Consider the following 20,642-nt stretch of genomic DNA (forward strand, 5'->3'; position numbering starts at 1 on the left):
CGAAACGGGACGGGCGACGACGTGGGCGGGCGGTCACACATCATGGCGGGACGGCGGATATCCCTGGGGCGCTTGGCGCCCGGACGGTTCAAGAGCGCACCGCAGGCGGCGGTGATAGGCGTCGCGGTGGCGGTGGTGCTGATCGCGGCGCTGGTCTCGGCGCTGCTGGCGCCCGGCGGCGGGGGCGGCGACGCGGCGGCCGCCTCGCCCGGCGACAACAAGGGCGGCACCACCCAGCAGGCCCCGGTGCCGCCCAACTCGTCCGGCACGCACACCCCGACGGGCGCCCCGCCCAGCACCGTCGCCGCGGTGCCCGACTCGATCCAGCACCTGGCCGAGGCGCCCGGCAGGGCCGTCAACATCACCATCGACGACGGCCCCGACCCGCAGTGGACCCCCCAGGTCCTGACGGTGCTCAAGCGGCACCACGTGCACGCGACCTTCTGCATGATCGGCCCGCAGGCGAAAGCCAACCCCCTCCTGGTCCGCCGGGTCGTGGCCGAGGGCCACCGGCTGTGCGACCACACCGTCACCCACGACGAGTCGATGGACCACAAGCCCTTCGCGTACCAGAAGAAGGAGATCATGGACGCCCTCGACATGATCGAGGACGCGTCCGGCGGCGCCCCCGTGCAGTACTACCGGGCACCCGGCGGCGCCTTCACCCCGGCCAGCCGCGCGCTCGCCGCGCAGCACGGGATGCGGCCGCTGGGCTGGAACGTCGACACCAAGGACTTCTCCCGGCCCGGCGTCGGCGCCATCGTGGCCACTGTCAAGAACGAGATATCCAACGGGCCGACGATCCTCTTCCACGACGGCGGCGGCAACCGCAGCCAGACCGTGACGGCACTGGACCAGACGCTGACCTGGCTGGCCCAGCGCGGCTACGCCTTCAGCTTCCCCAAGGTCCGCTGACACGACCCGCTTTGCTGCTAGGGCCTACGGCCGCGGCGGCGCGGCCAGCACCGACCGCATGACCGCCCGTGCGATCGGCGCCGCGATGCCGCCGCCGGAGATGTCCGCCCTGGCCGCCTCGGCGTCCTCCACCACCACGGCCACCGCCACCGCCGCCCGGCTCGCGCCGGGCGGTTTCGCGTAGCTGATGAACCACGCGTAGGGCGTGCCCAGGTTGCCGACGCCGTGCTGCGCGGTGCCGGTCTTGCCGCCGACCACGGCCCCCGGGATCGCCGCGTTGGTGCCGGTGCCGTCGCTGACCACCGCCTCCATCAGCTCCTGCAACCGCTCGGCGGTGCCCTCGCTGACCGCCCGGTGCAGCCGGGTGGGGGTGGTACGCGACACGACCGCGCCGCCGTGGTTGGTGACCCGGTCCACCAGGTACGGCCTCATCAGCTCGCCGCCGTTGCCGACCGCGGCGGCCACCATCGCCATCTGCAGCGGGGTCGCGGTCGTGTCGAACTGCCCGATCGAGGACAGCGCCACCTGGTCAGGGCTCATCGTGGTGTCGAAGTTGCTGACCGCCACCCCCGGCGGGATGCGCAGCGCGGTGTCGTTGAAGCCGAAGGCCGCCGCCTGCCGGGCCATCGCGGTCACGCCGACGTCCGCGCCCAGCTTGGCGAAGACCGTGTTGCAGGACACCCGGAAGGCGTCGTAGACGCTCGCGTCGGCGCAGCCGCGGCCCTCGTTGGTCAGCGACCAGGTGGTGCCGGGCAGCCGGTAGGGATCGGGGGAGTCGGTCGGCGCCGCCAGGTCGCCCACCGCCCCGTTCTCCAGCGCCGCCGCCGCGGTGACCACCTTGAAGGTCGAACCCGGCGGGTAGGTCTGCCGGATGGCACGGTCCAGCATCGGCTGCGCCGGGTCGTCGTTGAGCCGCTGCCACTGGCCGGTGACGGCCGGTCCGGTGCCCGCCAGCAGCGCCGGATCGTAGGACGGTGAGGAGACCAGCGCCAGGATGCGGCCGGTCGCCGGGTCCAGCGCGGCGACCGCGCCCCGCCGCCCGGCGAGCCCGGCGTAGGCCGCCTTCTGGGCCGCCGGGTCGATCGTGGTGTGGACGTCGCCGGGCCGCTGCCGGTCGCGGCTGATCTCGTGCCACAGCGGCACCGACGCCAGCCGGGAGCTGGTGCCCGACAGCAGCCCGTCCTCGGTGCCTTCGAGCAGCGAGGTGCCGTACGTCTGGGAGGCGAAACCGGTCACCGGCGCGTAGAGCGGCCCGTCGCGGTAGGTACGGGCGTACGCCAGCTGGCCGCCGGTGTCCTGCGAGCCGGTGACCGGCGAGCCGCCGACCAGGATGCCGCCGCGCGGGTGCTGGTAGCGGGCGATGGCGATCCGCCGGTTGGCCGGGTCGGCGGCGTACGAACCGGCGTCGACGACCATCACCCGGACCGCGTTGGCGGCCAGGGCCAGCAGCAGCACCAGGCCCAGGGCGGCGCAGCGGCGGATGCAGCGGATCACGGGGACTCCTCCTGCGGCTCCGGTGACGGGCGGCGGGCGCTGTCGCTGACCCGGATCAGCAGGGCCACGATGATCCAGTTGGTGACGACCGACGAGCCGCCCTGCGCGAGGAAGGGCATCGCCATACCGGTCAGCGGGATCAGGTCGGTCACCCCGCCGGTGATCACGAACACCTGGAGCGCCAGGATCGTCGCGAGCCCCACCGCGAGCAGCCGCCCGAAGGGGTCGCGCAGCGCCAGCCCGGCCCGCATGCCGCGCGCCACCAGCAGCGCGTAGAGGGCCAGTAGCGCGCCCAGCCCGGCCAGGCCCAGCTCCTCGCCCGCGGTGGCCAGGATGAAGTCGGACTTGGTGGCGAAGCCGATCAGCGCCGAGTGCCCCTGCCCCAGGCCCGTGCCGAGGACGGCGCCGTTGCCGAAGGCGAAGAGGGACTGGGCGAGCTGGCCGGGGCCCAGGCCCGCGTGGATGCTGGCGAAGGGGTGCAGCCAGTCCTCGACCCTGCTGTGCACATGGGGCTCCAACGAGCCCACCGCGACCGCGCCGGCCGCGCTGAGCAGCAGCCCCACCGCGACCCAGCCGGTGCGGCCGGTCGCCACGTACAGCAGCACCACGAAGAGGCCGAAGAAGAGCAGCGAGGTGCCCAGGTCCCGCTCCAGGACCAGCAGTCCGACGCTGAGCAGCCAGATCGCCAGCACCGGGCCGAGCACCCGCCCGGTCGGCAGCTGGAGCCGGCGCAGCCCGAAGACCTGCCGCCCGGTGTACGCAAGCGCCGCCCGGTTCGCCGACAGGTAGGCCGCGAAGAAGACCGCGAGCAGCACCTTCGCGAACTCGCCGGGCTGGATGGAGAATCCGCCGGCCCTGATCCAGATCTTCGCCCCGTTGACCGCGGGGAAGAAGATCGGCGCCGCCGTCAGCGCCAGCGCGGCCGTCATCCCGACGTAGGAGTAGCGGGCCAGCACCCGGTGGTCGTCCAGTGCCAGCACCACCAGCACGAACAGGGTGATGCCCAGCGTCGACCAGACCAGCTGGGTCGGCGCGGCGCGCGGCCCGAGCGACGGCTCCAGGTCCAGCCGGTAGATCAGCACCAGCCCGAAGCCGTTGAGCAGCACCGCGATGGGCAGCAGCAGCGGGTCGGCGTAGGGCGCCCTGGCCCGTACCGCCAGGTGCGCCAGCACCGCGAGCAGCGCGAGCCCGGCGCCGTAGCCGGCCGCGTCTCCCGGCACCGCGCCGCGGGTGGCCAGGCCCACCTCCGCGTACCCGTACACCGACACCAGCACCGCCGCCACCGTCAGCGACAGCTCCACTCCGCGCCGGTGGGACCGGGGCGGTGCGGCGGGGCGGGCCGCGGCCGGAGGTGCCTCCGGTGGCGGAGCGTCAGCCGACGTTGCGCTCATGGGCTGCAACCTAGCAAGGCGGTGCCGACATGTCCGTCATGTCACCCGCGAGGCGGCGGTGCCGGTCCCCCCGGGGAGCTGTCGGGGCCCGCGCGTAGGGTTTCCCGTGTGACCGCAAAGGACGCCCGCGCCGCCGTGCCCGAGGACCTCGCCGACCTGCCGTTCGCCGCGCTGCTGCGCCCGCACGCCGGTCCGCTCGCCGTCGAGGGGGACTACGACACCGTCCACCTCGACCGGCTCGACGTGGCCGCCGGCACCCGCGCGGCCGGCTCGCGCTTCCTGGAGTCCGCGATCACCGACTGCGTCCTGGACGGCACCGACCTGCGCGGCGCCCGCTTCAACGACACCTGGGCGTCCGGCACCCGCTTCACCGGCTGCGCCCTGGCCTCCAGCCAGTGGCTGGACACCGCGCTGGTCGGCTGCTCGCTGGCCGGCGTCGAGGCCTACGACGCGGTGCTGCGCCGCGTGACCTTCGTCCGCTGCAAGCTCGACTCGGTCAACCTGCGCTCCGCCGCGCTGCACGACGTGGTCTTCGAGGACTGCGTGCTGCGCGACGTCGATCTCGACGGGGCCAGGCTCGACGGGGTGACCTTCCCCGGCAGCCGGATCGAGCAGGCCAGATTCGGTCGCGCCACGCTGAAGAAGGCCGACCTGCGCGGCGCCCTGACCATCGACCTCGCCGACGGCTACGAGTCGCTGCGCGGCGCCGTGATCACCCCGGCCCAGCTGCTCGACCTCGCCCCGGCGCTCGCCCAGACCCTCGGCCTCACGGTGGCCGAGCCCGCCCTCACGTCCCACTCCGACAGGAGCACCAAGCGATGAGCACCCTCCACGACATCCCGCTGCAGACCCTCGACGGCGCCCCCACCACGCTGGCCGACCACCGAGGCAAGGCCGTCCTGGTGGTCAACGTGGCGTCCAAGTGCGGACTGACCCCGCAGTACGAAGGCCTGGAGCGGCTCCAGCAGACGTATGCCGAGCGCGGCTTCACGGTGCTCGGCGTGCCCTGCAACCAGTTCGGCGGGCAGGAGCCCGGTACCGCCGAGGAGATCCAGACCTTCTGCTCCACCACCTACGGCGTCAGCTTCCCGCTGCTGGCGAAGGCCGACGTCAACGGTGCGAACCGCCACCCGCTCTACGCCGAGCTGACCCGGCTGCCCGACGCGGCGGGCGAAGCGGGGGATATCACCTGGAACTTCGAGAAGTTCCTGGTCAACGGGTCGGGTGAGGCCGTCGCCCGATTCCGTCCCGCCGTCGCTCCGGAGGCGTCCGAGGTCACTGTGGCGATCGAGGCGCTGCTCGCGAGCTGACCCACTCTCCGGGGTGGCACTCCCGGCCTGACCTGGGGCGGAGATGCCTAGATGCGCGTATGCGCCATGGCAGAATCCGGCCGGTCTGCGGGCGTTGTCGGGACGCGGCGGGGCTGGAAGTCTTTAACCACCGCCCCCGGCGACGAGAAGGGACAGTGGAAGTGCAGGACTACGAATTCCGGACCGGCCACCTGTGTGTCGAGACGGATCCTGCGCTCTGCCTTCCCTGCCAGGAGCGGTTGGATCGGCAACTCGCCTTGCTTCCCCGGGTATACGGCGAGTTGGAGGTTGTACTCGTAGCAGCGCAGGACCCCGGCGACAGACTGTCCGGCACTGACCGGCCCGGCATCCCCCTGAACGGGCCGGCAGTCGAGGCGCGCGCAGCTATTCGAGACACCTTGGCCTCCTGGGCCGATCTCATAGTCGAGGGCCGCACCGTCCGCCTCCCCCTGCGGACGGTGCCGGCCCTCGCCGCATTCCTTCGTCGCCACCTCGGCTGGCTGGCCGTTCATCCGGCCGCCGACGACGCGGCGACCGACATCGACACCGTCCTGCGACACGCGCTGACGGTCGCCAGACCGCAGCAGGCCCTGATGGCTATGGCGGTCTCGGTCGGGCCCTGACCCGAGCCCCGACCGGGCCGCCGCCCCCCAAGGATCCCCCCACAAATGCAAGAAGCACCGTGCGGTCCGCGAATCATCACGGACCGCACAGTGCTTTCGGTAGCTGTCGCTGTACCTGTAGCTGTACCTGGAGAGCGGTGTCGGTATCGGGTGCGGCGCGCTCAGACCTCGATGGAGGAGGTGAACCGACCGGCCGGCGCCACCGTCTGCGGGAACCAGCCGACCGGGGCCGCCGCCGGAGCGGTCTGCGGGAACCATCCGGCGGGGATGACCGCCGGCTCCGACCCGGGGAACCAGCCGTCAGGAGTCACCTCCGGGAACCAGCCCGCGGGAGTGGCCTCCGGGAACCATCCGGCGGGGGCGACCGCCGGCTCCGACCCGGGGAACCAGCCGTCAGGAGTCACCTCCGGGAACCAGCCCGCGGGAGTGGCCTCCGGGAACCATCCGTCAGGCGAGACGGTGTCGGCCGGGGCGGCCGGAGCCGGGGCGGAGGAGGAAGCAGTGTCGGCCGCAACGGCAGTGCCGGCGGCCGACGACAGTACGAGCACCAGTGCGGCAACAGCGGAGGCATGGGTCGAACGTCGGATCCGCGACATCGTAATCCTTAGGTGGGCAGAGAGTGGATGCTCACATTGGTGTGGCGACACGTAACTTTCCCAATGATGGCAAATGCACACAGGTGGAGCCCAGGTTCCGCTTGTGCGTATTTCTGCCATGGCGTGAATGCGCGGCTCTGATCGTCCTCAGATCAAGCCGTGCGCTGCCGCGAGAACCCCTGCCTGGAATCGGCTGTCGGCTTCAAGATACCGCATGATCTCAGAAACCAGGCGGCTCACTGTCCTCAGTGACACCCCGAGTTTTCTGGCGATCCGCTCGTCCGTCAAGCCGTTGGCCAGGAGTCGCATGGTCGTGCGGTGCTGCTCAGTCAGCTCGTTGCCCGTGTCGAGGCCGTTCCCCACGTTCGCAGAGTAAGGGACCGATCGCAGCCAGCAGTCCTCGTACATTGCCACGTACGAACGGACGAGCGCGGGTCCGCGCACCACTACCGCGGGGCCGGACGGATCATCCGGATTAGCCAGGACGAGTGCACTGTGTGTATCAGCCATCAGGAGATCGAAAGGCACCTGGGGCGCCAATCTCACATCCACTCCCGCGGCTGTCAGATCCGACAGGTATTTCCGCTGTCTGGGCGCTGAATTAATGCTCTGGCCATAAATGGCGCGCACCTTTATGCCGCGGGCTATGAGCGCGTTGTCCGCGGTCAGCGAGCCCGCCAGGACCTCGCTGGAGGGCAGCGGTCCCGGGTGCATCCAGCTGGCCGACTCGGTGATCGTCGCGTCGAAGTCGCGCAGGAACTGCCGCCGCCGGTGGTCCTTGGTGACCAGCTCGACCTCGATCTCGGCGTTCTCCCGCATCACCGCCGGGCGGTACCGCTCCATCAGCGACTCGGCGGCGGTCACCATCGAGGTCAACTCGTCGCGCTGGCGCCGCAGCGAGGCCCGCTGCCTGGCCAGCAGCTCGATCAGAGCGGTGTCCGGTTCGACCGGGTCCACCACGTCCGCGGTGTCGCCCGGACGGATCAGACCCAGCTCCTCCAGCTCCCGCCAGCCCGCCTCGGCCTCCGCCTCGGTCAGCCCGAGCGCCGCCGCGGCCTTGGCCGGGACGGAGGAGCCATTGGTGCGCAACGTCTGATAAAGGGCGAGCCCGATGTCGGCCGCATTCGACCCACCACCCCTCACCGAATTGGCCACGGATTCCCTCTTTCGTCGCCGGGTGCGCCGAAACGTGCAGGTGCCTGCAAGGCGGCAACCGCGCCCCTATACCGACTCTAGCAATGGATGGCCCCCACGCCATGGGTGAGATCACGGTTCGGACACCCCGGCGTCGCGGTCACGCCACGTTTCCTGGTAGGAACGAGTGCCGGTGGCCGAAAGGATGAGCACGATGCGTCACGCGGGGCAGCAGGGACCGACGGGGGTGCCGGACCCCGTCGGCACAGGACAGGACCCGTGGGCGGCCGGTGACACCGGTCCCGAGGGCGAGCCGGAGTCCGTACCGGCGCCAGTACGGGTGGTCATCATCGGTGCGGGCAAGGTCGCGCACGCCGCGCATCTGCGGGAGATCCGCGATCTGCCGCAGTTGATCAGGCCGGTCGCGGTGATCGAACCCGATCCGCGGCAGCGCGCCGCCCTGATGGCTGGATTTCCCCACCTCGCGGTGTGCTCCACACCGGAGGAGTCGGTGTGGGCCGGAGCGACGGCCGCGCTCGTGCTGTCCCCGTGGTGGACGCACCGGGACGCCGTGCTCGGCTGCCTCGACGCCGGGCTGCCGGTGCTGTGCGAGAAGCCGGTCAGCCTGGACCCGGCCGAGATCGACGAGCTGATCGCCGCCGAGGTGCGCACCGGCGTCCCGGTCACCGCCGGCTACATGAAGCGGCACGACCCGGTGGTGCAGCTGTTCATCGAGCACTGCCGCGAGCACGCGGCCACCGCCCGCAGGATCGCCGTCGACATCCACGACCCGAACGCCCCGCACCTGGTCGACCACCTGGTGCCGTATCCGCCGCCGCCCTTCGGCCCGCAACCGCCGCCCGCCGAGGCCGCACTGGTCCGCGCGCTCGGCGAGGACGCCTCGGCGACACAGCGCGAGGTCTACGCCCGGGGGTTGGGCGGTTCGCTGATCCACCAGGTCAACATCGTGCACGCCGCACTCGACGGCAGCGGGCGCGAGCTGTACGGCAGCCTGGAGCACAGCATGCAGTGGGCCGGCGGCAGCGCGGTCAGCTGCCGCTGGCGGCCCGACGACGACCTCGTGGTCGAGGTCGGCCACCTGCGGCTGCCCGCCCACCGCCGCTACCGCGAGACGCTGGAATTCACCGGCACCGACTCGGTCGCCACCCTCACCCTGCCCTCGCCGTACGCCCGCGACGAGGGCGCGACCCTGCACGTCGACACCTGGGACGCCGCCGGCATGTCCACCCGCCGCACCCACCGGGCGGGCCCGGCCAGGACCGGTTTCCGCGAGCAGCTGCGGGCCTGGACCCGCAGCGTGTCCTGGATTCCCGACCCCGGACCGCGGCCGGCCCCCCGCCCCGGCATCTGGCCGCTGCCCGGCCTGCGCGAGGTGCGCGCGGACGCGCTGGCCGTGAGGGAGGCGGCGCTGCGGCTGACCTGAGAGGGCTGGGGCCGGTTGGGGACCGGCCCGGGAAGCCGCGGCTACTCGGGCTCGGGCACCAGCGCGTTCGGGTCCGGTATGTGCGGCAGCACGTCGGAGAGGTAGTCGGCCACCGCCTCGTCCAGGCCGACGTCGTGGCCGGCGGCCTCCGACAGGTACCAGCGGTGCTCCAGCAGCTCGTGGTAGACCTGCGCCGGCTCCATGCTGCGGCGCAGCTCCGCCGGGATCAGGCGGACCGCGGGCCGGAAGACCTGCCGCACCCAGCGGTGCGCCAGCACTTCGGGGCGCGCTCCCAGGCCCATCGGGTCGCCCGGGGCGTAGTCGTCCTGGGTGGTCATCCAGGAGTCCAGGTCGTTGAGCAGGCTGCGGGCCTGGTTCTCCTCGGTGTCCATGCCGGTCAGCCGCAGCAGCTGGCGCTGGTGGTGCCCGGCGTCCACCACCTTCGGCAGGAAGGTCACGGTGTCGCCGCTGGGCGAGCGCTGGATCTGCATCTCGGCGACGTCGAAGCCGAGGTCGTTGAGGCGGCGGATACGGCGGTCGATGTAGTGCCGCTTGTCCGCCGGGTAGACCGACTCGCGGGTCAGCTCGTCCCACAGGTCGTTGTAGCGCGAGCAGATCGCCTCGGCGAAGGTCACCGGGTCCACCGAGGGGTGCAGCGAGCCGCCGGCCTCCAGGTCCATCAGCTCACCGGCGATGTTCACCCGGGCCAGCTCGATGTCGTAGTCCCGCTGCCCCGCGGTCAGCTCCGGCTGGATCTGCCCGGTCTCGGCGTCCACCAGATACGCGGCGTAGGCGCCGGCGTCCCGCCGGAAGAGGGTGTTGGACAGCGAGCAGTCGCCCCACGCGAAACCCACCAGGTGCAGCCGCACCAGCAGCACCGCGAGCGCGTCGAGCAGCCGGTTGACCGTCCCCGGGCGCATCGTCGTCTCGAACATCGAGCGGTAGGGCAGCGAGCCGTTCAGATGCCGGGTGATCAGCGCCGGCTCCAGCGGCCTGCCGTCGTCGGTGACCCGCCCGGTGACCACGGCGATCGGGTCGACCGCGGGTATGGAGAGCCGGTCCAGGTCCCGCAGCAGCCCGTATTCGCGCACCGCCGCCCACTCGCTGACCTCCTTGACGGCGACGACCTCGTCGCCGGCCCGCGCGAAACGCACCACGTGCCGCGAGATGCCGCGCGGCAGCGCGACCAGGTTCTCGTCCGACCACTCTTCGAGCGGCAGGTGCCATTCGAGGTCGAGCAGGTCGGAGGGGTGGTCGGCGTCGAAGGCCCTGATCTGCAGCGGCATGGCGCGTCTCGTCTCTGTCGTCCGCGGCGCCGGGCGCCGGGGGTGGCGGGTCCGATGCTGTCATGCGCCTGCCGCGGACCGAAGGGGCGGGGGCCTGCGGCTTTCTCCGCGGGGGGCCGGGGGCCCGCGGCCCCGGGGTCCGAGGGTTTACGCCGGGACCGGGGCTTGCGCGGTCGCAGGACGGGAGGTGATCAGCGCGTCCACCAGCCGCCGTACGGCCGTCACGTCGCCGCCGACCGCCAGCGCGCCGCTCTGCGCGGCCTCCGCGATGTCGCGGCGCCCCTGGAGCACCTCCGTCAACGTCACGAGGTCACCCGCGAGGGTGGCGTCGGGCCGCTCGGGGATTCCGCGCTCCACCGTGAGCCGGTCGCCGACGCGTACGGCGAAGCGGTCGTCCCCGATCCGCACCGCGAGGACCGCCGTCAGGCCCGCGCCGGCCGCCGGGTCGTAGCGCGAGTACAGCCAGAGCAGCAGCGAGTCGGCGCTGCGGTACGGGTCCGCGGTCGGCTCGGGGGCGCGGCCGCCCCAGCGGTCGAGGCCGATCAGCAGCGGCTGCAACTCCTGGCCCCACTCGGTGAGTTCGTAGACCCGCGCGCCGGCGGGCGGCCCCATCGTGCGGCGCCGCAGCACCCCGGCCGCCTCCAGGTCGCGCAGTCGCTGCGCCAGCACGTTCGGGCTGACCCCCGGCAGGCCCGCGTGCAGCCCGGTGAAGCGCTTCGGGCCGAGCAGCAGCTCCCGCACCACCAGCAGTGCCCACCGCTCGCCGACCAGGTCCAGGGCGCGCGCGATGCCGCACCCGTCGCCGTAGGTGCGCTTCGACGCCATGGCGACCACCTCCCGCGGACGAGGAGAGCTGTGACAACAGCTTATGAACCAAGACTAGCCGCTAGCTTTTCAGGAGCACCGGCTCGCGGCGGCCCGTTATGCGTTCGACAAGGCCGGGCCGATGGAAGACGATGCGGCCTCATGACCACTTCGACACGCACCGACGTCCCGCCCACCGGCGACGAGCGCGCCTCCCTCGTCACCTTCCTCGACTACGTACGCGACACCGCCCTGATGAAATGCGAAGGCGTCTCGGCGGCGGACGCGGCCGCCGCCCCGCTGCCCGGCTCCCCGCTGATGACGATGGGCGGTCTGATCAGCCACCTGCGGTGGGTGGAGCACTGGTGGTTCGACGTGATCTTCCTCGGCGGCGAGGACCGGGGCCCGTGGACCGACGAGGACCCCGACGGAGAGATGCGCGTCGGCGCCGAGATCCCGATGCCCGACCTGCTCGCCGACTACGCCGCCGACGCCGCCCGCCACCGCGAGCTGGTCGCCGCCCGCTCGCTGGACGACGTGGCCGAGCGCCCCATCCGCGACGGCCGCCGGGTGAATCTGCGCTGGATCCTGTTCCACCTGATCGAGGAGACCGCCCGCCACAACGGCCACCTCGACATCCTGCGCGAGATGGCCGACGGCACGACGGGCGACTGAGCCCGGCGTAAGTCCGCGCGCCCGCGCCTTGTGCCGGAGCGGCCACCCGCTAACCGTCGTAGGCCGGCGGGGCCTGCTCGGGCCGCGCCCGGACGACGTCCACGTCGGTGCGCGCGGTCAGCGCGTCGATCACCCGGTCGGTGGCCCCGATGCCGGCCCAGTGCGGGTCGACGTCGCTGGTGAAGCACCAGCGGTGGTCCGCGGGCCATGCGAAGGCGGGCGGCGGGCAGGGGTGCCCGGCGCCGAAGTCCCGCTCCCACGCGGCGATGTCGCCCAGCGCACCGGCATACAGCGCGTACCGCCGGTGCGGTAGCTCGACCAGCGGGCCGCGTAGCGACTCGGGCCCGAAGAAGGACCCTCCGTAGCCCTCCCACACGCAGAAGAAGCACGGCTCGGCGCTCTCGCCGAGGGCCAGCAGCACGGTCCGCGCCTGCTCGATGTCGGACGGGTGGTCGTCGGGCAGCTCGGCGTCGGCCTCGGACAACCCGGGCCCGGCCGGGTCCGGGATGAAGCGCAGTCGCGCGTACGCCGGGAAACCGGCGGGCCCGAAGGTGATGAGGCGCATCGGGCGGGCGTCCGTGGCGCTGAGCCAGTCGGCCGCCGAGAGATCCTGCAAGCGGTGCAAGTCGGCCTCCTCGCGGGCGAGTTTGGCATACGGATCAGGTTGTCGTCGTTGTCTTTGTCGACGTCGTCCTTGTCGTCGCTACCGCCGCCCCCGGCGGCTCGGGGCGGGTCGCGTGCGGTGTGCGCAGCAGGCGCAGGCCGGCCACGGCCTGGAGGGTCATCGCGGCGGCGGCCGTGGCGGCGAGGGCGAAGCCGCCGCGTGCCCCGAGGGCGTCGATCGCCCACCCGGCGCCCGCCGCCGCGGCCGCGGAGCCCGCCGCGCTGGCCGAGCCGAGCCAGGAGAAGGCCTGGGTCAGGACGGACCGGTGGACGGTCGACTCGGTGAGCACGGGGAAGAGGACGAGGAGCGGCGAGATCGTCGCACCGGTCACGACCACGACCAGGCCGAGCGCCGGCGGCGAGCCGACCATGAGCAGTAGTACGGTGCCGGTCATCAACACGGCGGTCACCGCCAGCAGTTGGACCGGGGGAGTGGCACGCCACCGGCGCAGCCCGAAGATCCAGCCGGCCAGCAGGCCGCTGCAACTGGTGACGGCGAAGATCGGGACGGCGGCGCCCGGCGCACCGTGCTCGACCACGAAGGCGGTCACCGAGACCTGCATGGCACCGAAGAAGACGCCGATGGCGAGGTTGAGGCCCATCAGCAGGAAGACCGGGCCGCGCAGCAACGACCGGTCCTCGTGCGGGTGCGCGGCGCTGCCGGTCGCGGCCGGCGGGGGCGCGGTGCCGCGCTGCGCCGCGAGGACCAGGCCGCCGACAGTCGTCAGCGAGGCGGCCAGCAGCGTCCCGAGCACGGGATGCCCGGCCGCGGCCAGCGCGCTGACGACCGTGGGTCCGACGAGGTAGCCCACGGCGTTGCTCATCGACTCCAGGGCGAAGGCGGTGGGCAGTTCGGCTGCCCGCCCGGTCCGCAGCAGCGCCGCCCAGCGCGCCGCCGACAGCGCGGCGAGCTGCGGAAAGCTGGCTCCGACCAGCGCACCGCCGACGGCCAGCAGCGCGTCGGGCGCGCCGGCGGCGACCAGCGTGACGAGGACGCCGACTGCCGCGGCGTGCCCGAGCAGCGCGGGCGGCAGCACCCGGGTCTGCCCGAACCGGTCCACGACCCGCGCCACTTGGGGCGCCACGAGCGCGTCGGTCACCGCGAAGGCGCCGCTGACCAGGCCCGCCGTGGCGAAGGAACCGGTATGGCTGTGCACGAGCCAGACGATGCTGAGGCTGGTCATCGCGAGGCCGACGCGTCCGAGCGACGCCGGCAGGAAGAAGGCCGCGGCCCCAGGGGTACGCAGCAGGGCACGGTAGTTCGCCGAGGGCACGACGAGTCCATTTCGCTGCCCGGCGGGACGGCGTCCCGTGGGCCGTCGGTGCCCTGATGAACCGACCCGGGATCGCCGCCTGGAACCGTCCAGTGGTGGCGCGGAGAGGGGGCACGCCCCCGCACCGACTCCATCACCGGGCAGAATTCTCGACCTGTTGGTGGTGGCTGTGAATCGCGCCCATTGTCACCGCAGGACCCGTCGATGTCCACCGCGCGGTCCCCTCCCGGGTACTTCGCCAGGAGGCGGCCGAGGATGTCGAGAACGGCCTGTCGGCTCCGTCCCAGCAGCAGACGCGGCTACCGTGGCCGTGCCACACGGAGGAGGCCGGTATGGCGATCCAGCGGATGGACAACGTCCTCATCGTCGTCGACGACCTTGAGGCTGTCATCGATTTCTTCGTCGCACTCGGCATGGAGCTGGAGGGCAAGGGACCGCTCGACTGGCCCGGGGCGGAGCGCGTCATCGGGCTCGAAGACGTCCAGCAGGACGTCGCCATGCTGCGCGTCCCGGACGGCCACGGGCGGGTGGAACTGGCGAGATTCCACCGGCCGAAGGCCATCACCCCTGAGCCGGCGAACGCCCCGGCCAACACGCTGGGCCTGCGTCGCGTCATGTTCGCCGTCGACGCCATCGACGACGTCGTCGCCCGCGTGCGGGCGCAGGGCGCCGAACTCGTCGGCGAGATCGTGCGGTACGAGAACATCTACCGGCTCTGCTACGTCCGCGGCCCCGAGGGCATCGTCGTCGGCCTGGCCGAGGAGCTGGGCTGAGGGCCGATGAGCCGGGGCGCCCGCCCCGGGCGGGGCGAAAGGCGAACAGCTGTGCGCGGGTGTGACCTATCGTCGTGTCATGACGGAGCTGGTGTTGCGAGGCCGCCTGGTCACGGTTCGCTTCCAGCCGGTCCCGGCCGTACCTCTGGGGCGGCTCGGCCCTGTTCGTCCTGGGCCTGGTGGCGGCCGCGGCAGCCCGGGACGCTGAACTCCTCTTCGCCTGGCTGATCACCTACGGGCTGTTCCTCATCGGAGGCCTGCTCACCCGGATTGTGTACCGGATCACCGAGGACTGGTGGCGGCTCCGCCGCCGGGGGATCACGGTCGTGGCGACGTTCATGGAGAAGTCCTACGGGACCACGAGCGACGGCGAGACCACGGTCAGCAAGGTCTACGCGTACACCGACGCCTCGGGCGGCGTGCGGACCTTCCACGGCGACGGCAGGCTGATCGCCACCGACCCGGCCCGTATCGAGGTGACGTACGACCCGCGTGACCCGGACCGGGCCGCCACCCGCCACGGACCGGCCGTCCGCGCCTTCCAGCTCCTCGCGTTCCTCCTCATCGGCCTGCCGATCGTCGTGCTGACCGCCGCTTACCCTGGCGTCTACTTCGCGGAAGACCAGGACCTCGGCCCCTCGTCCGTCAGGGGACGCGCCGCCTTCCGGGACGGGCGGGCGACCGGCCACGTCGCCGTTGTCTCCGCTGTCTCCGTTGTCGTCCCGGGTGTGCTTCGGCAGGACGAAGCGAGGTCTGCCCAGGAAAACCAGCGAGAGCTGGCCCAGACATCCGCTGAGGAAGACCACGAGTCCCCCGAGGGCCACGGCGAACGCGACCGGATTCTGCCGGCCCGCACCCCCGTGCTGGGGCAGCCACGCACCCCCAGCAGCAACAGCGTCACACGGCTCATGCACACCGAATTGAGCAGCGAACCCTGGGTGAGCCCGCGCCGGCCGGTGGGTCCGGCCAGCCGGGCCAGGGCTGTTGGCGACGGGTGCGCCGTGGGATCGCCCCAGTAGCGTGCCACCCGCACCCAGGAACGGGCGGAGAGCACCCCGAAGGCTGCGCTGCCCGCGAGCGCAGCCCACGAGACCATGTCAGAGGGCGCGGGCGTAAGCGATGAAGGTCGACCACTCGGTGGGGGAGAAGGCCAACTGGGGGCCCTCCTTGTCCTTGGAGTCGCGGACGTGGACCGTGTCGGGGCAGGTCGCGACCTCGATGCAGTCGCCAGAACTGCCGCTGCTGTGGCTGGACTTGTGCCAGGACAGGGCGACTTCGATGCAGTCGTTGTCCTGGCTGCCGCTGTAACTGCTCTTGAACCAGGTCAGTCCGGACGTGCTCATAGCTCTCCTCGCAGTCGCAACAGCAGGCTCCTGGACTCCTCGGGGCTGAGGGCCTGCGAGCGCAGTTTTGCATACCGCATCTGGAGGATGCTGACCAGTTTGGAGTCAGAGATGAGCTGCCCGATGCCCTGCCCCTCGCCGTAGGCGAGCCATTTGTTCTCGGGTGTCTCCAGCAGCTGGATCGGACCGTTCAATCCCGGGTGCACGCCGGTGCCCAGCGGCAGCACCTGGATCTCGATGTTCCGGCACTGGCTGACCTCAAGCACGTGGTCGATCAGTTTCCTCGTGGCCTCCGGCCCGCCTGTCCGCCGCAGGAGCACGTGCTCATCCAGCACGAAGCTGAACGACGTGTTAGGCCGCTCCCTGAGCAGCTTCTGGCGCTCGGCACGTGCAGTCCACTGGGTGTCGATCTCCTCGTCGCTGAGCGGCGGCAGGCGCTCCTCGAAAAGCGCTCGCGCGTACGCCTCCGTCTGAAGCAGGCCTGGGACGAAGCGGCATTCGTACGTGTCGAGGTTGATCGCCGTTTGCTCCTTCTTCGCCCACTGGCGGAACCAACTCGCCCAGCTCAGACCTCGGTTGAGGTGCCGCACCGCGTTCCGCAACGCCCCCGTGTTGCCGAGCAGCGGCTCGGCTCGCTCCACGAAGTCGGGGTCCGGCATCCGGCGGCCGACCTCGATCGAGGTCACCGTGTGCTTGGACAGGCCGATGAGGCCGCCGAACTCCTCCCGGCTCAAGCCGGCATGCTCGCGTAAGGCCTGGACGAAAGCGCCGAACGTCCGCAAACTGTCGGAGGACTCGGGCTCGCCGCCCGCGCCCGTCCCGCCGCCGCCCGTACCGTTGGCCGTCATCGGCCACCTCCCGCGCACTCGCCCTTGGGTGTTACTACTGCTGTAGTGCATGCTCACCCTCGGTGATGTGTACTGTCCACCCTTGGTGTGTGTACGCTCGCGCAGCGTACAAAGCGCGGTGCTGGCAGGAGGGTGTTCGCGCAGGTCAGATTGGGCAGCATGACAACTCCTGCCACCCAGCAACTGCCGTGTGCCGAGGGTGAGTTCCGCCAGCAGTTCAGTTCCACCCGGCGTGGTGCCCGGCTCGCGCGGCACTTGGCGCTGCACCAGTTGAGCACCTGGGGGATTCCGTACGGGACCTCCGCCTTCGACGCCGCCGAGACGGTGGTGGCCGAGCTGGCGGCGAACGCCGTGACCCACGGCTGCGTGTCGGGACGGGATTTCGAGCTGCGGCTCGTGCTCAGCCGGGCGACGCTGCGTATCGAGGTCTCCGACACCCGTACCGAACGCCGTCCCCCCGGCCCCGGCGACCTGGCTCCGCCCGGGCCGCTCGCCGAGTCCGGGCGGGGGCTGCTGCTGGTCGAGGCGGTGGCGGACCGGTGGGCGGTGCTCGACCGCGACCCGGTCGGCAAGACCGTCCGTGCCGAACTCGACCTGCCCGCCGGCCTCGACGGAGGCCGCGCCTGATGCCCGAGCCCGACTCCGCCCTGCGCCGCCGCCTGGACCACTTCCTGCACACCGCCGAGGCCGCCATGGTCTGGCTCGCCCCTGCGGAGCAGCGCCTGACCTCCGGCGGGACCGACTCGCCTCCGCGGACCTTCGCCGACTACGACGCCGCGGCGGACTGGGCGGAGCGCGAACAGCACACCTTCGGCCCGCTCGTACGGGAGGCCGCCGCCGGCGGACTCGACCGGCTCGCGTGGCAGGTGGCCGACGTGGCCTGGCACGCGTCGCCACCGACCGCCGCCAACGCGGAATGGCTGGACGTCGGGCACATCGGCCTGGCGGCAGCGGAACGCGAGGACGACACCGACGCGCGCATCCGGTTGCTGATCAGCCTCGGAACGGCGTACCGCGAGGCCAATCAGCTGGGCGACAGCCTGCGTCATCTCGCCCAGGCGCTCGCACTTTGCCGCGATTCGGGCAACGCGGCCGAGGAGGCGAAGGCACTCAACCTCACCGGCCTGGTGCACCTGCGGGCGCGCCGGCTGGACAGCGCCACGGCGTGCTTCGGTTCGGCTCTGACCACGTTCCGCGCGCTGGGCGACGAGCGGCGGATCGCATCCGCACTGTCCAACATCGCCTCGACCCGGCTGAGCGCGGGCCCGGCGGCCGATGCGCGCGACGCGGTGGAGGCGGCGCTCGCCGCCCACCGCGCTCTGGGCAACCGGCGGGGTGAGGGCAACGCCCTGCGGATCGCGGCCGCGGTGCACATCGAGTGCGGGGAGCCCGAGGCGGCGCGACTCGCCGTGCGGGAGGCCCTGGCGATCGCGGCGGACCTGCGCGACCGCACGCTGGAGGCGTACTGGCTGATCACCCTCGGCGACGTCCACCGCGTCACGGCCGCGTACGGCGACGCCCTGATCGCCTACCAGCGCTCCGCCGCCCTCCACCGCCGCCTGGGCGACCGCCACCGCGAGGCTCTGGCCTGGCGCGGCACCGGCCTGACGTACGAGGCCCTCGACCGCCTCGCCGAGGCCGCCGCCTTCCACCGCCGCGCGGCCGCCGCGCACACCGACCTCGGCGACCCCTGGGAAAACGCCGTCGACCTCACCCACCTCGCCACCGCCCTGCACCCCCGCGACCCCGAACTGGCCCGCACCCACTGGACCCAGGCCCTCGCCTGCCTCACCCCGTTCACGGACCCCCGCGCGGACGCGCTCCGCGCCCGCATCGAACACCACCTCACCGAGACCCGCTGACGGCAATGGCCGATTCCGCCCCGCACCCGTGCTGCCACTCCGGGTAACATGGCGAGTCACGTTCTGTGACATGGGGGTTGCTGGGAGGCAGTCATGGCCCGTATGTGGGAGGCCGACCCGTCGGCGTTATTCGTGCGGCGGCTGGGCAAGTCGGCGGCGGAGACCGGCAATTCCGATGGCAGGGAAGAGTGCCCCGACATCTGGCAGCTCGACAATGGCGACGTCGCCGTCATCGGCCGCGACCTCACCGACGCCTACGGCCCGCGCCTGCCCGTGGGCGTGGCGCTCGGGCCGGACGAGCGGCTCATCGTGATTCCCGGCACCATGCTGAGCGCGGCCAAGGCGGATATCCCGGATGCTTGACCTGCGCGCACCCGCGCTGCCCGTCGAGCGCGGTGAACGCCTCTCGCGGGAGGCCTACCGGCGGGACTTCCGCGAGCGGGAACAGGCGATCCGCGGCGGGGACTCCTGGAAACTGGAACGGTTGCAGCACTTCGAGGAAGTGGGCAGCCCGAGCCGGGAGGCGTTGCGCAGGGGCGACTGGCAAGAGGCGCTGCGCCTCATGGCGGGGCGGGCCGACGCGCTGCGGGCCGAGGCGCTGGACGACGAGCGCCGGGGAGCGGCCTTCCACCGGTTGCGCGTGGTGGAGGAGCCTCTGACGCCCTACCTGCAATGGGAGTTGCACTCCCTGCGCCAGCAGGCGCAGTTCGGCCATCTGGTCCGGGTGGTGCCCGCCGACGTCCTGGCCCCGGCGGAGTCGGACACTCCGCTGCCCGAGCTGGTCGTCCTGGACGACCGCACGCTCTACCGCGTGCTGTACTCCCCGAACGGGGCCCCCGCGGGCGCGATGCGATGGACCGACCCGAGCGTGGTCAAGCCCTGGGCTTCGTACATCCGCGGTGCGTACGCACTGGGCGAGGACGTGCTCACGTACTTCGACCGCGTGGTGGCACCACTCCCGCCGCCACCGGCGGCGTGAGCGGATCCGACATGTCCGGTGGCACCGAGGAGTCGCGGAACGACGTATCGGGGTCGTCGGGCCCGGTCGTCCAGGCGCCGCAGGCGCCGGACTCGAGCGTCTTGCCTGGCAGTTGGCGCACACGCTGTGGAATGCCTGGCCGCCGTCCGCCGCCGTCACGGACTGGCTGGGCATCGGGCAGGCCGGCCTGGACAGCGCTGAGCGCGAGGCGGACGGGGCTGCCCAGATCGGGCTGCTCATCAACCTGGGCATGGCCGCCCGCTCGGCGAACCGGCTGGACGAAGGCCTGCGCAGCCTCACCAAGGCACTCGACCTGTGCCGCGGCTCCGGCAACCGGCTGGACGAGGCGCACGCGCTCAATCTCATCGGCCTGGTCCACCTGCGGGCGCGCCGGTTGGAGCCCGCCGCCGAGTGCTTCGAGGCCGCCGCAGCGCTCTTCCGCGCGGAGGACAACCCACGCTGGGCGGCGAGCGCGCTGTCCAACGCAGGCAGTACTCACCGCGACGCCGGCCGCCTCGCGGAAGCGTCCGCCGCCGCCGAGGCGGCCCTGACCGCACACCGTGAGCTGGACAACCACCAGAGCGTGGGCAATGCCCTACGGCTGCTGGCAGCCGTCCGCCTCGAAGAGGGCGATACCGACGGGGCCAGGCGGGCGATCGAGGAGGCCATGGAGATCGCGCTGAGCCTGCGCAACCACCGCCTGGAGGGTTTCTGGTCGCTCACCCTCGGCGACATCCACCGCGCCACCGGCGCGCACGCCGACGCCCTCGCCGCGTACCAGCGTTCAGCGATGCTGCACCGCCGTCTCGGCGACCGCAGCCGGGAGGCGTTGGCGTGGCGGGGCGCCGGGCAGACGTATGCGGCGATGGGGCGTGCCGAGGAAGCCGCCGATTTCCATCGGCAAGCTGCTGCCGTTCATGACGAGCTGGGCGACACGTGGGAGCTGGCCGTCGAGCTGGACCTGCTCGCTGTCGCCGTGCGAGGCGAGGACCCCGCAGCGGCTCGTGCGCACTGGGAGCGGGCGCTCACCCTCATCGCGCCGTACACCGACCTGCGGGCGGAAAGCGTACGGGTACGTGTCGAGGCGGAGTTGGCGGGCTGAGCTTCGGGTCGCCGGTGCAGCGGGAGGCCGGTGTCGGGTGTTCCGCGTCGGGTCGCGGTCGGTGGTGGGGGCCGAGGGCCGGAAGTGGTTGCCGCACAGGCCCGGTGGCACGCAGTGCGGGGGCGC

23 protein-coding genes are annotated in these 20,642 nt (G+C 72.2%); 13 read left to right on the top strand and 10 right to left on the bottom strand.

Annotated features, from left to right (window positions below; genetic code table 11):
• The first annotated feature begins 63 nt into the window (after positions 1–63).
• On the top strand, positions 64–915 hold the full coding sequence (locus BUE44_RS03095) for a polysaccharide deacetylase family protein (RefSeq protein ID WP_407639988.1): 852 nt from the start codon (positions 64–66) through the stop codon (positions 913–915).
• Between the two features lie 24 nt (positions 916–939).
• On the opposite strand, the gene BUE44_RS03100 is transcribed toward BUE44_RS03095, so the two are convergent.
• Positions 940–2,409 (bottom strand): penicillin-binding transpeptidase domain-containing protein, encoded by a 1,470-nt coding sequence (locus tag BUE44_RS03100; RefSeq protein ID WP_073493277.1) that lies wholly within the window; start codon positions 2,407–2,409, stop codon positions 940–942.
• The gene (locus BUE44_RS03105) at positions 2,406–3,800 is read right to left on the bottom strand and encodes an FtsW/RodA/SpoVE family cell cycle protein (RefSeq protein ID WP_073493279.1); all 1,395 of its coding nucleotides are present in this window, start codon (positions 3,798–3,800) and stop codon (positions 2,406–2,408) included. The genes BUE44_RS03100 and BUE44_RS03105 overlap by 4 nt, the downstream gene beginning before the upstream one ends.
• A gap of 108 nt (positions 3,801–3,908) precedes the next feature.
• Here BUE44_RS03105 and BUE44_RS03110 point away from each other — a divergent pair, with 108 nt between their 5' ends.
• The 3 genes from BUE44_RS03110 (at position 3,909) to BUE44_RS03120 (ending at position 5,733) form a co-directional block, all read left to right on the top strand.
• A complete protein-coding gene (locus BUE44_RS03110) occupies positions 3,909–4,622 on the top strand; it encodes a pentapeptide repeat-containing protein (RefSeq protein ID WP_235001874.1) in 714 nt (237 codons plus the stop codon).
• On the top strand, positions 4,619–5,110 hold the full coding sequence (locus tag BUE44_RS03115) for a glutathione peroxidase (RefSeq protein ID WP_073493281.1): 492 nt from the start codon (positions 4,619–4,621) through the stop codon (positions 5,108–5,110). The genes BUE44_RS03110 and BUE44_RS03115 overlap by 4 nt, the downstream gene beginning before the upstream one ends.
• Positions 5,111–5,265: 155 nt before the next feature.
• The gene (locus tag BUE44_RS03120; protein WP_143172463.1) at positions 5,266–5,733 is read left to right on the top strand and encodes a hypothetical protein; all 468 of its coding nucleotides are present in this window, start codon (positions 5,266–5,268) and stop codon (positions 5,731–5,733) included.
• A gap of 161 nt (positions 5,734–5,894) precedes the next feature.
• Here the strand turns inward: BUE44_RS03120 and BUE44_RS03125 are convergent, their stop codons facing one another.
• Positions 5,895–6,329 (bottom strand): hypothetical protein, encoded by a 435-nt coding sequence (locus BUE44_RS03125; RefSeq protein ID WP_073493286.1) that lies wholly within the window; start codon positions 6,327–6,329, stop codon positions 5,895–5,897.
• Between the two features lie 147 nt (positions 6,330–6,476).
• The gene (locus BUE44_RS03130; protein WP_143172464.1) at positions 6,477–7,484 is read right to left on the bottom strand and encodes a helix-turn-helix transcriptional regulator; all 1,008 of its coding nucleotides are present in this window, start codon (positions 7,482–7,484) and stop codon (positions 6,477–6,479) included.
• 184 nt (positions 7,485–7,668) lie between these two features.
• Here BUE44_RS03130 and BUE44_RS03135 point away from each other — a divergent pair, with 184 nt between their 5' ends.
• Positions 7,669–8,907 (top strand): Gfo/Idh/MocA family protein, encoded by a 1,239-nt coding sequence (locus tag BUE44_RS03135; RefSeq protein WP_079189424.1) that lies wholly within the window; start codon positions 7,669–7,671, stop codon positions 8,905–8,907.
• Positions 8,908–8,948: 41 nt separating this feature from the next.
• Here BUE44_RS03135 and BUE44_RS03140 read toward each other — a convergent pair whose 3' ends face one another.
• Together BUE44_RS03140 and BUE44_RS03145 are read right to left on the bottom strand one after the other, a co-directional pair.
• Entirely contained in the window at positions 8,949–10,193 is a 1,245-nt protein-coding gene (locus tag BUE44_RS03140; protein ID WP_073493292.1) for a DUF4032 domain-containing protein, read from the bottom strand.
• A gap of 147 nt (positions 10,194–10,340) precedes the next feature.
• Entirely contained in the window at positions 10,341–11,018 is a 678-nt protein-coding gene (locus BUE44_RS03145) for a winged helix-turn-helix transcriptional regulator (protein ID WP_073493294.1), read from the bottom strand.
• A gap of 141 nt (positions 11,019–11,159) precedes the next feature.
• Here BUE44_RS03145 and BUE44_RS03150 point away from each other — a divergent pair, with 141 nt between their 5' ends.
• Positions 11,160–11,672: a DinB family protein gene (locus BUE44_RS03150; RefSeq protein WP_073493296.1), complete on the top strand. Its 513-nt coding sequence runs from the start codon at positions 11,160–11,162 to the stop codon at positions 11,670–11,672.
• A gap of 49 nt (positions 11,673–11,721) precedes the next feature.
• Here the strand turns inward: BUE44_RS03150 and BUE44_RS37760 are convergent, their stop codons facing one another.
• Positions 11,722–12,297, bottom strand: a complete 576-nt coding sequence (locus BUE44_RS37760; protein WP_073493298.1) for a hypothetical protein — start codon at positions 12,295–12,297, stop codon at positions 11,722–11,724.
• 34 nt (positions 12,298–12,331) lie between these two features.
• Complete coding sequence (locus BUE44_RS03160) at positions 12,332–13,609, bottom strand: MFS transporter (RefSeq protein ID WP_079189425.1); 1,278 nt, start codon at positions 13,607–13,609, stop codon at positions 12,332–12,334.
• A 332-nt stretch (positions 13,610–13,941) separates the two neighbouring features.
• On the opposite strand from BUE44_RS03160, the gene BUE44_RS03165 reads away from it, so the two are divergent.
• Together BUE44_RS03165 and BUE44_RS03170 are read left to right on the top strand one after the other, a co-directional pair.
• A complete protein-coding gene (locus tag BUE44_RS03165; protein WP_073493300.1) occupies positions 13,942–14,382 on the top strand; it encodes a VOC family protein in 441 nt (146 codons plus the stop codon).
• Between the two features lie 179 nt (positions 14,383–14,561).
• Entirely contained in the window at positions 14,562–15,401 is an 840-nt protein-coding gene (locus tag BUE44_RS03170; RefSeq protein WP_073493302.1) for a DUF3592 domain-containing protein, read from the top strand.
• A gap of 78 nt (positions 15,402–15,479) precedes the next feature.
• Here the strand turns inward: BUE44_RS03170 and BUE44_RS03175 are convergent, their stop codons facing one another.
• Both BUE44_RS03175 and BUE44_RS03180 read right to left on the bottom strand, forming a co-directional pair.
• The gene (locus BUE44_RS03175) at positions 15,480–15,725 is read right to left on the bottom strand and encodes a DUF397 domain-containing protein (protein WP_073493303.1); all 246 of its coding nucleotides are present in this window, start codon (positions 15,723–15,725) and stop codon (positions 15,480–15,482) included.
• Complete coding sequence (locus BUE44_RS03180; RefSeq protein WP_073493306.1) at positions 15,722–16,573, bottom strand: helix-turn-helix domain-containing protein; 852 nt, start codon at positions 16,571–16,573, stop codon at positions 15,722–15,724. Before BUE44_RS03180 ends, BUE44_RS03175 begins: the two co-directional genes overlap by 4 nt.
• Positions 16,574–16,732: 159 nt before the next feature.
• Between BUE44_RS03180 and BUE44_RS03185 the strand changes: the two genes are divergently transcribed.
• The 5 genes from BUE44_RS03185 to BUE44_RS03205 all read left to right on the top strand — a co-directional run bounded on the left by BUE44_RS03185 (position 16,733) and on the right by BUE44_RS03205 (position 20,516).
• Positions 16,733–17,200 carry an ATP-binding protein gene (locus tag BUE44_RS03185; protein ID WP_073493308.1) on the top strand — a complete coding sequence of 156 codons (468 nt, stop codon included), beginning with the start codon at positions 16,733–16,735 and terminating at the stop codon, positions 17,198–17,200.
• Positions 17,200–18,435: a hypothetical protein gene (locus BUE44_RS39185; protein WP_079189426.1), complete on the top strand. Its 1,236-nt coding sequence runs from the start codon at positions 17,200–17,202 to the stop codon at positions 18,433–18,435. The genes BUE44_RS03185 and BUE44_RS39185 overlap by 1 nt, the downstream gene beginning before the upstream one ends.
• 93 nt (positions 18,436–18,528) lie before the next feature.
• Positions 18,529–18,798, top strand: coding sequence for a hypothetical protein (locus BUE44_RS03195; RefSeq protein WP_073493310.1), 270 nt, complete (start codon positions 18,529–18,531; stop codon positions 18,796–18,798).
• Positions 18,791–19,414: a DUF6879 family protein gene (locus BUE44_RS03200; protein ID WP_073493312.1), complete on the top strand. Its 624-nt coding sequence runs from the start codon at positions 18,791–18,793 to the stop codon at positions 19,412–19,414. The genes BUE44_RS03195 and BUE44_RS03200 overlap by 8 nt, the downstream gene beginning before the upstream one ends.
• Positions 19,415–19,526: 112 nt before the next feature.
• Positions 19,527–20,516 (top strand): tetratricopeptide repeat protein, encoded by a 990-nt coding sequence (locus tag BUE44_RS03205; RefSeq protein WP_073493314.1) that lies wholly within the window; start codon positions 19,527–19,529, stop codon positions 20,514–20,516.
• Positions 20,517–20,642: the final 126 nt, after the last annotated feature.

The organism is Actinacidiphila paucisporea, from assembly GCF_900142575.1.
Lineage (GTDB): Bacteria > Actinomycetota > Actinomycetes > Streptomycetales > Streptomycetaceae > Actinacidiphila > Actinacidiphila paucisporea.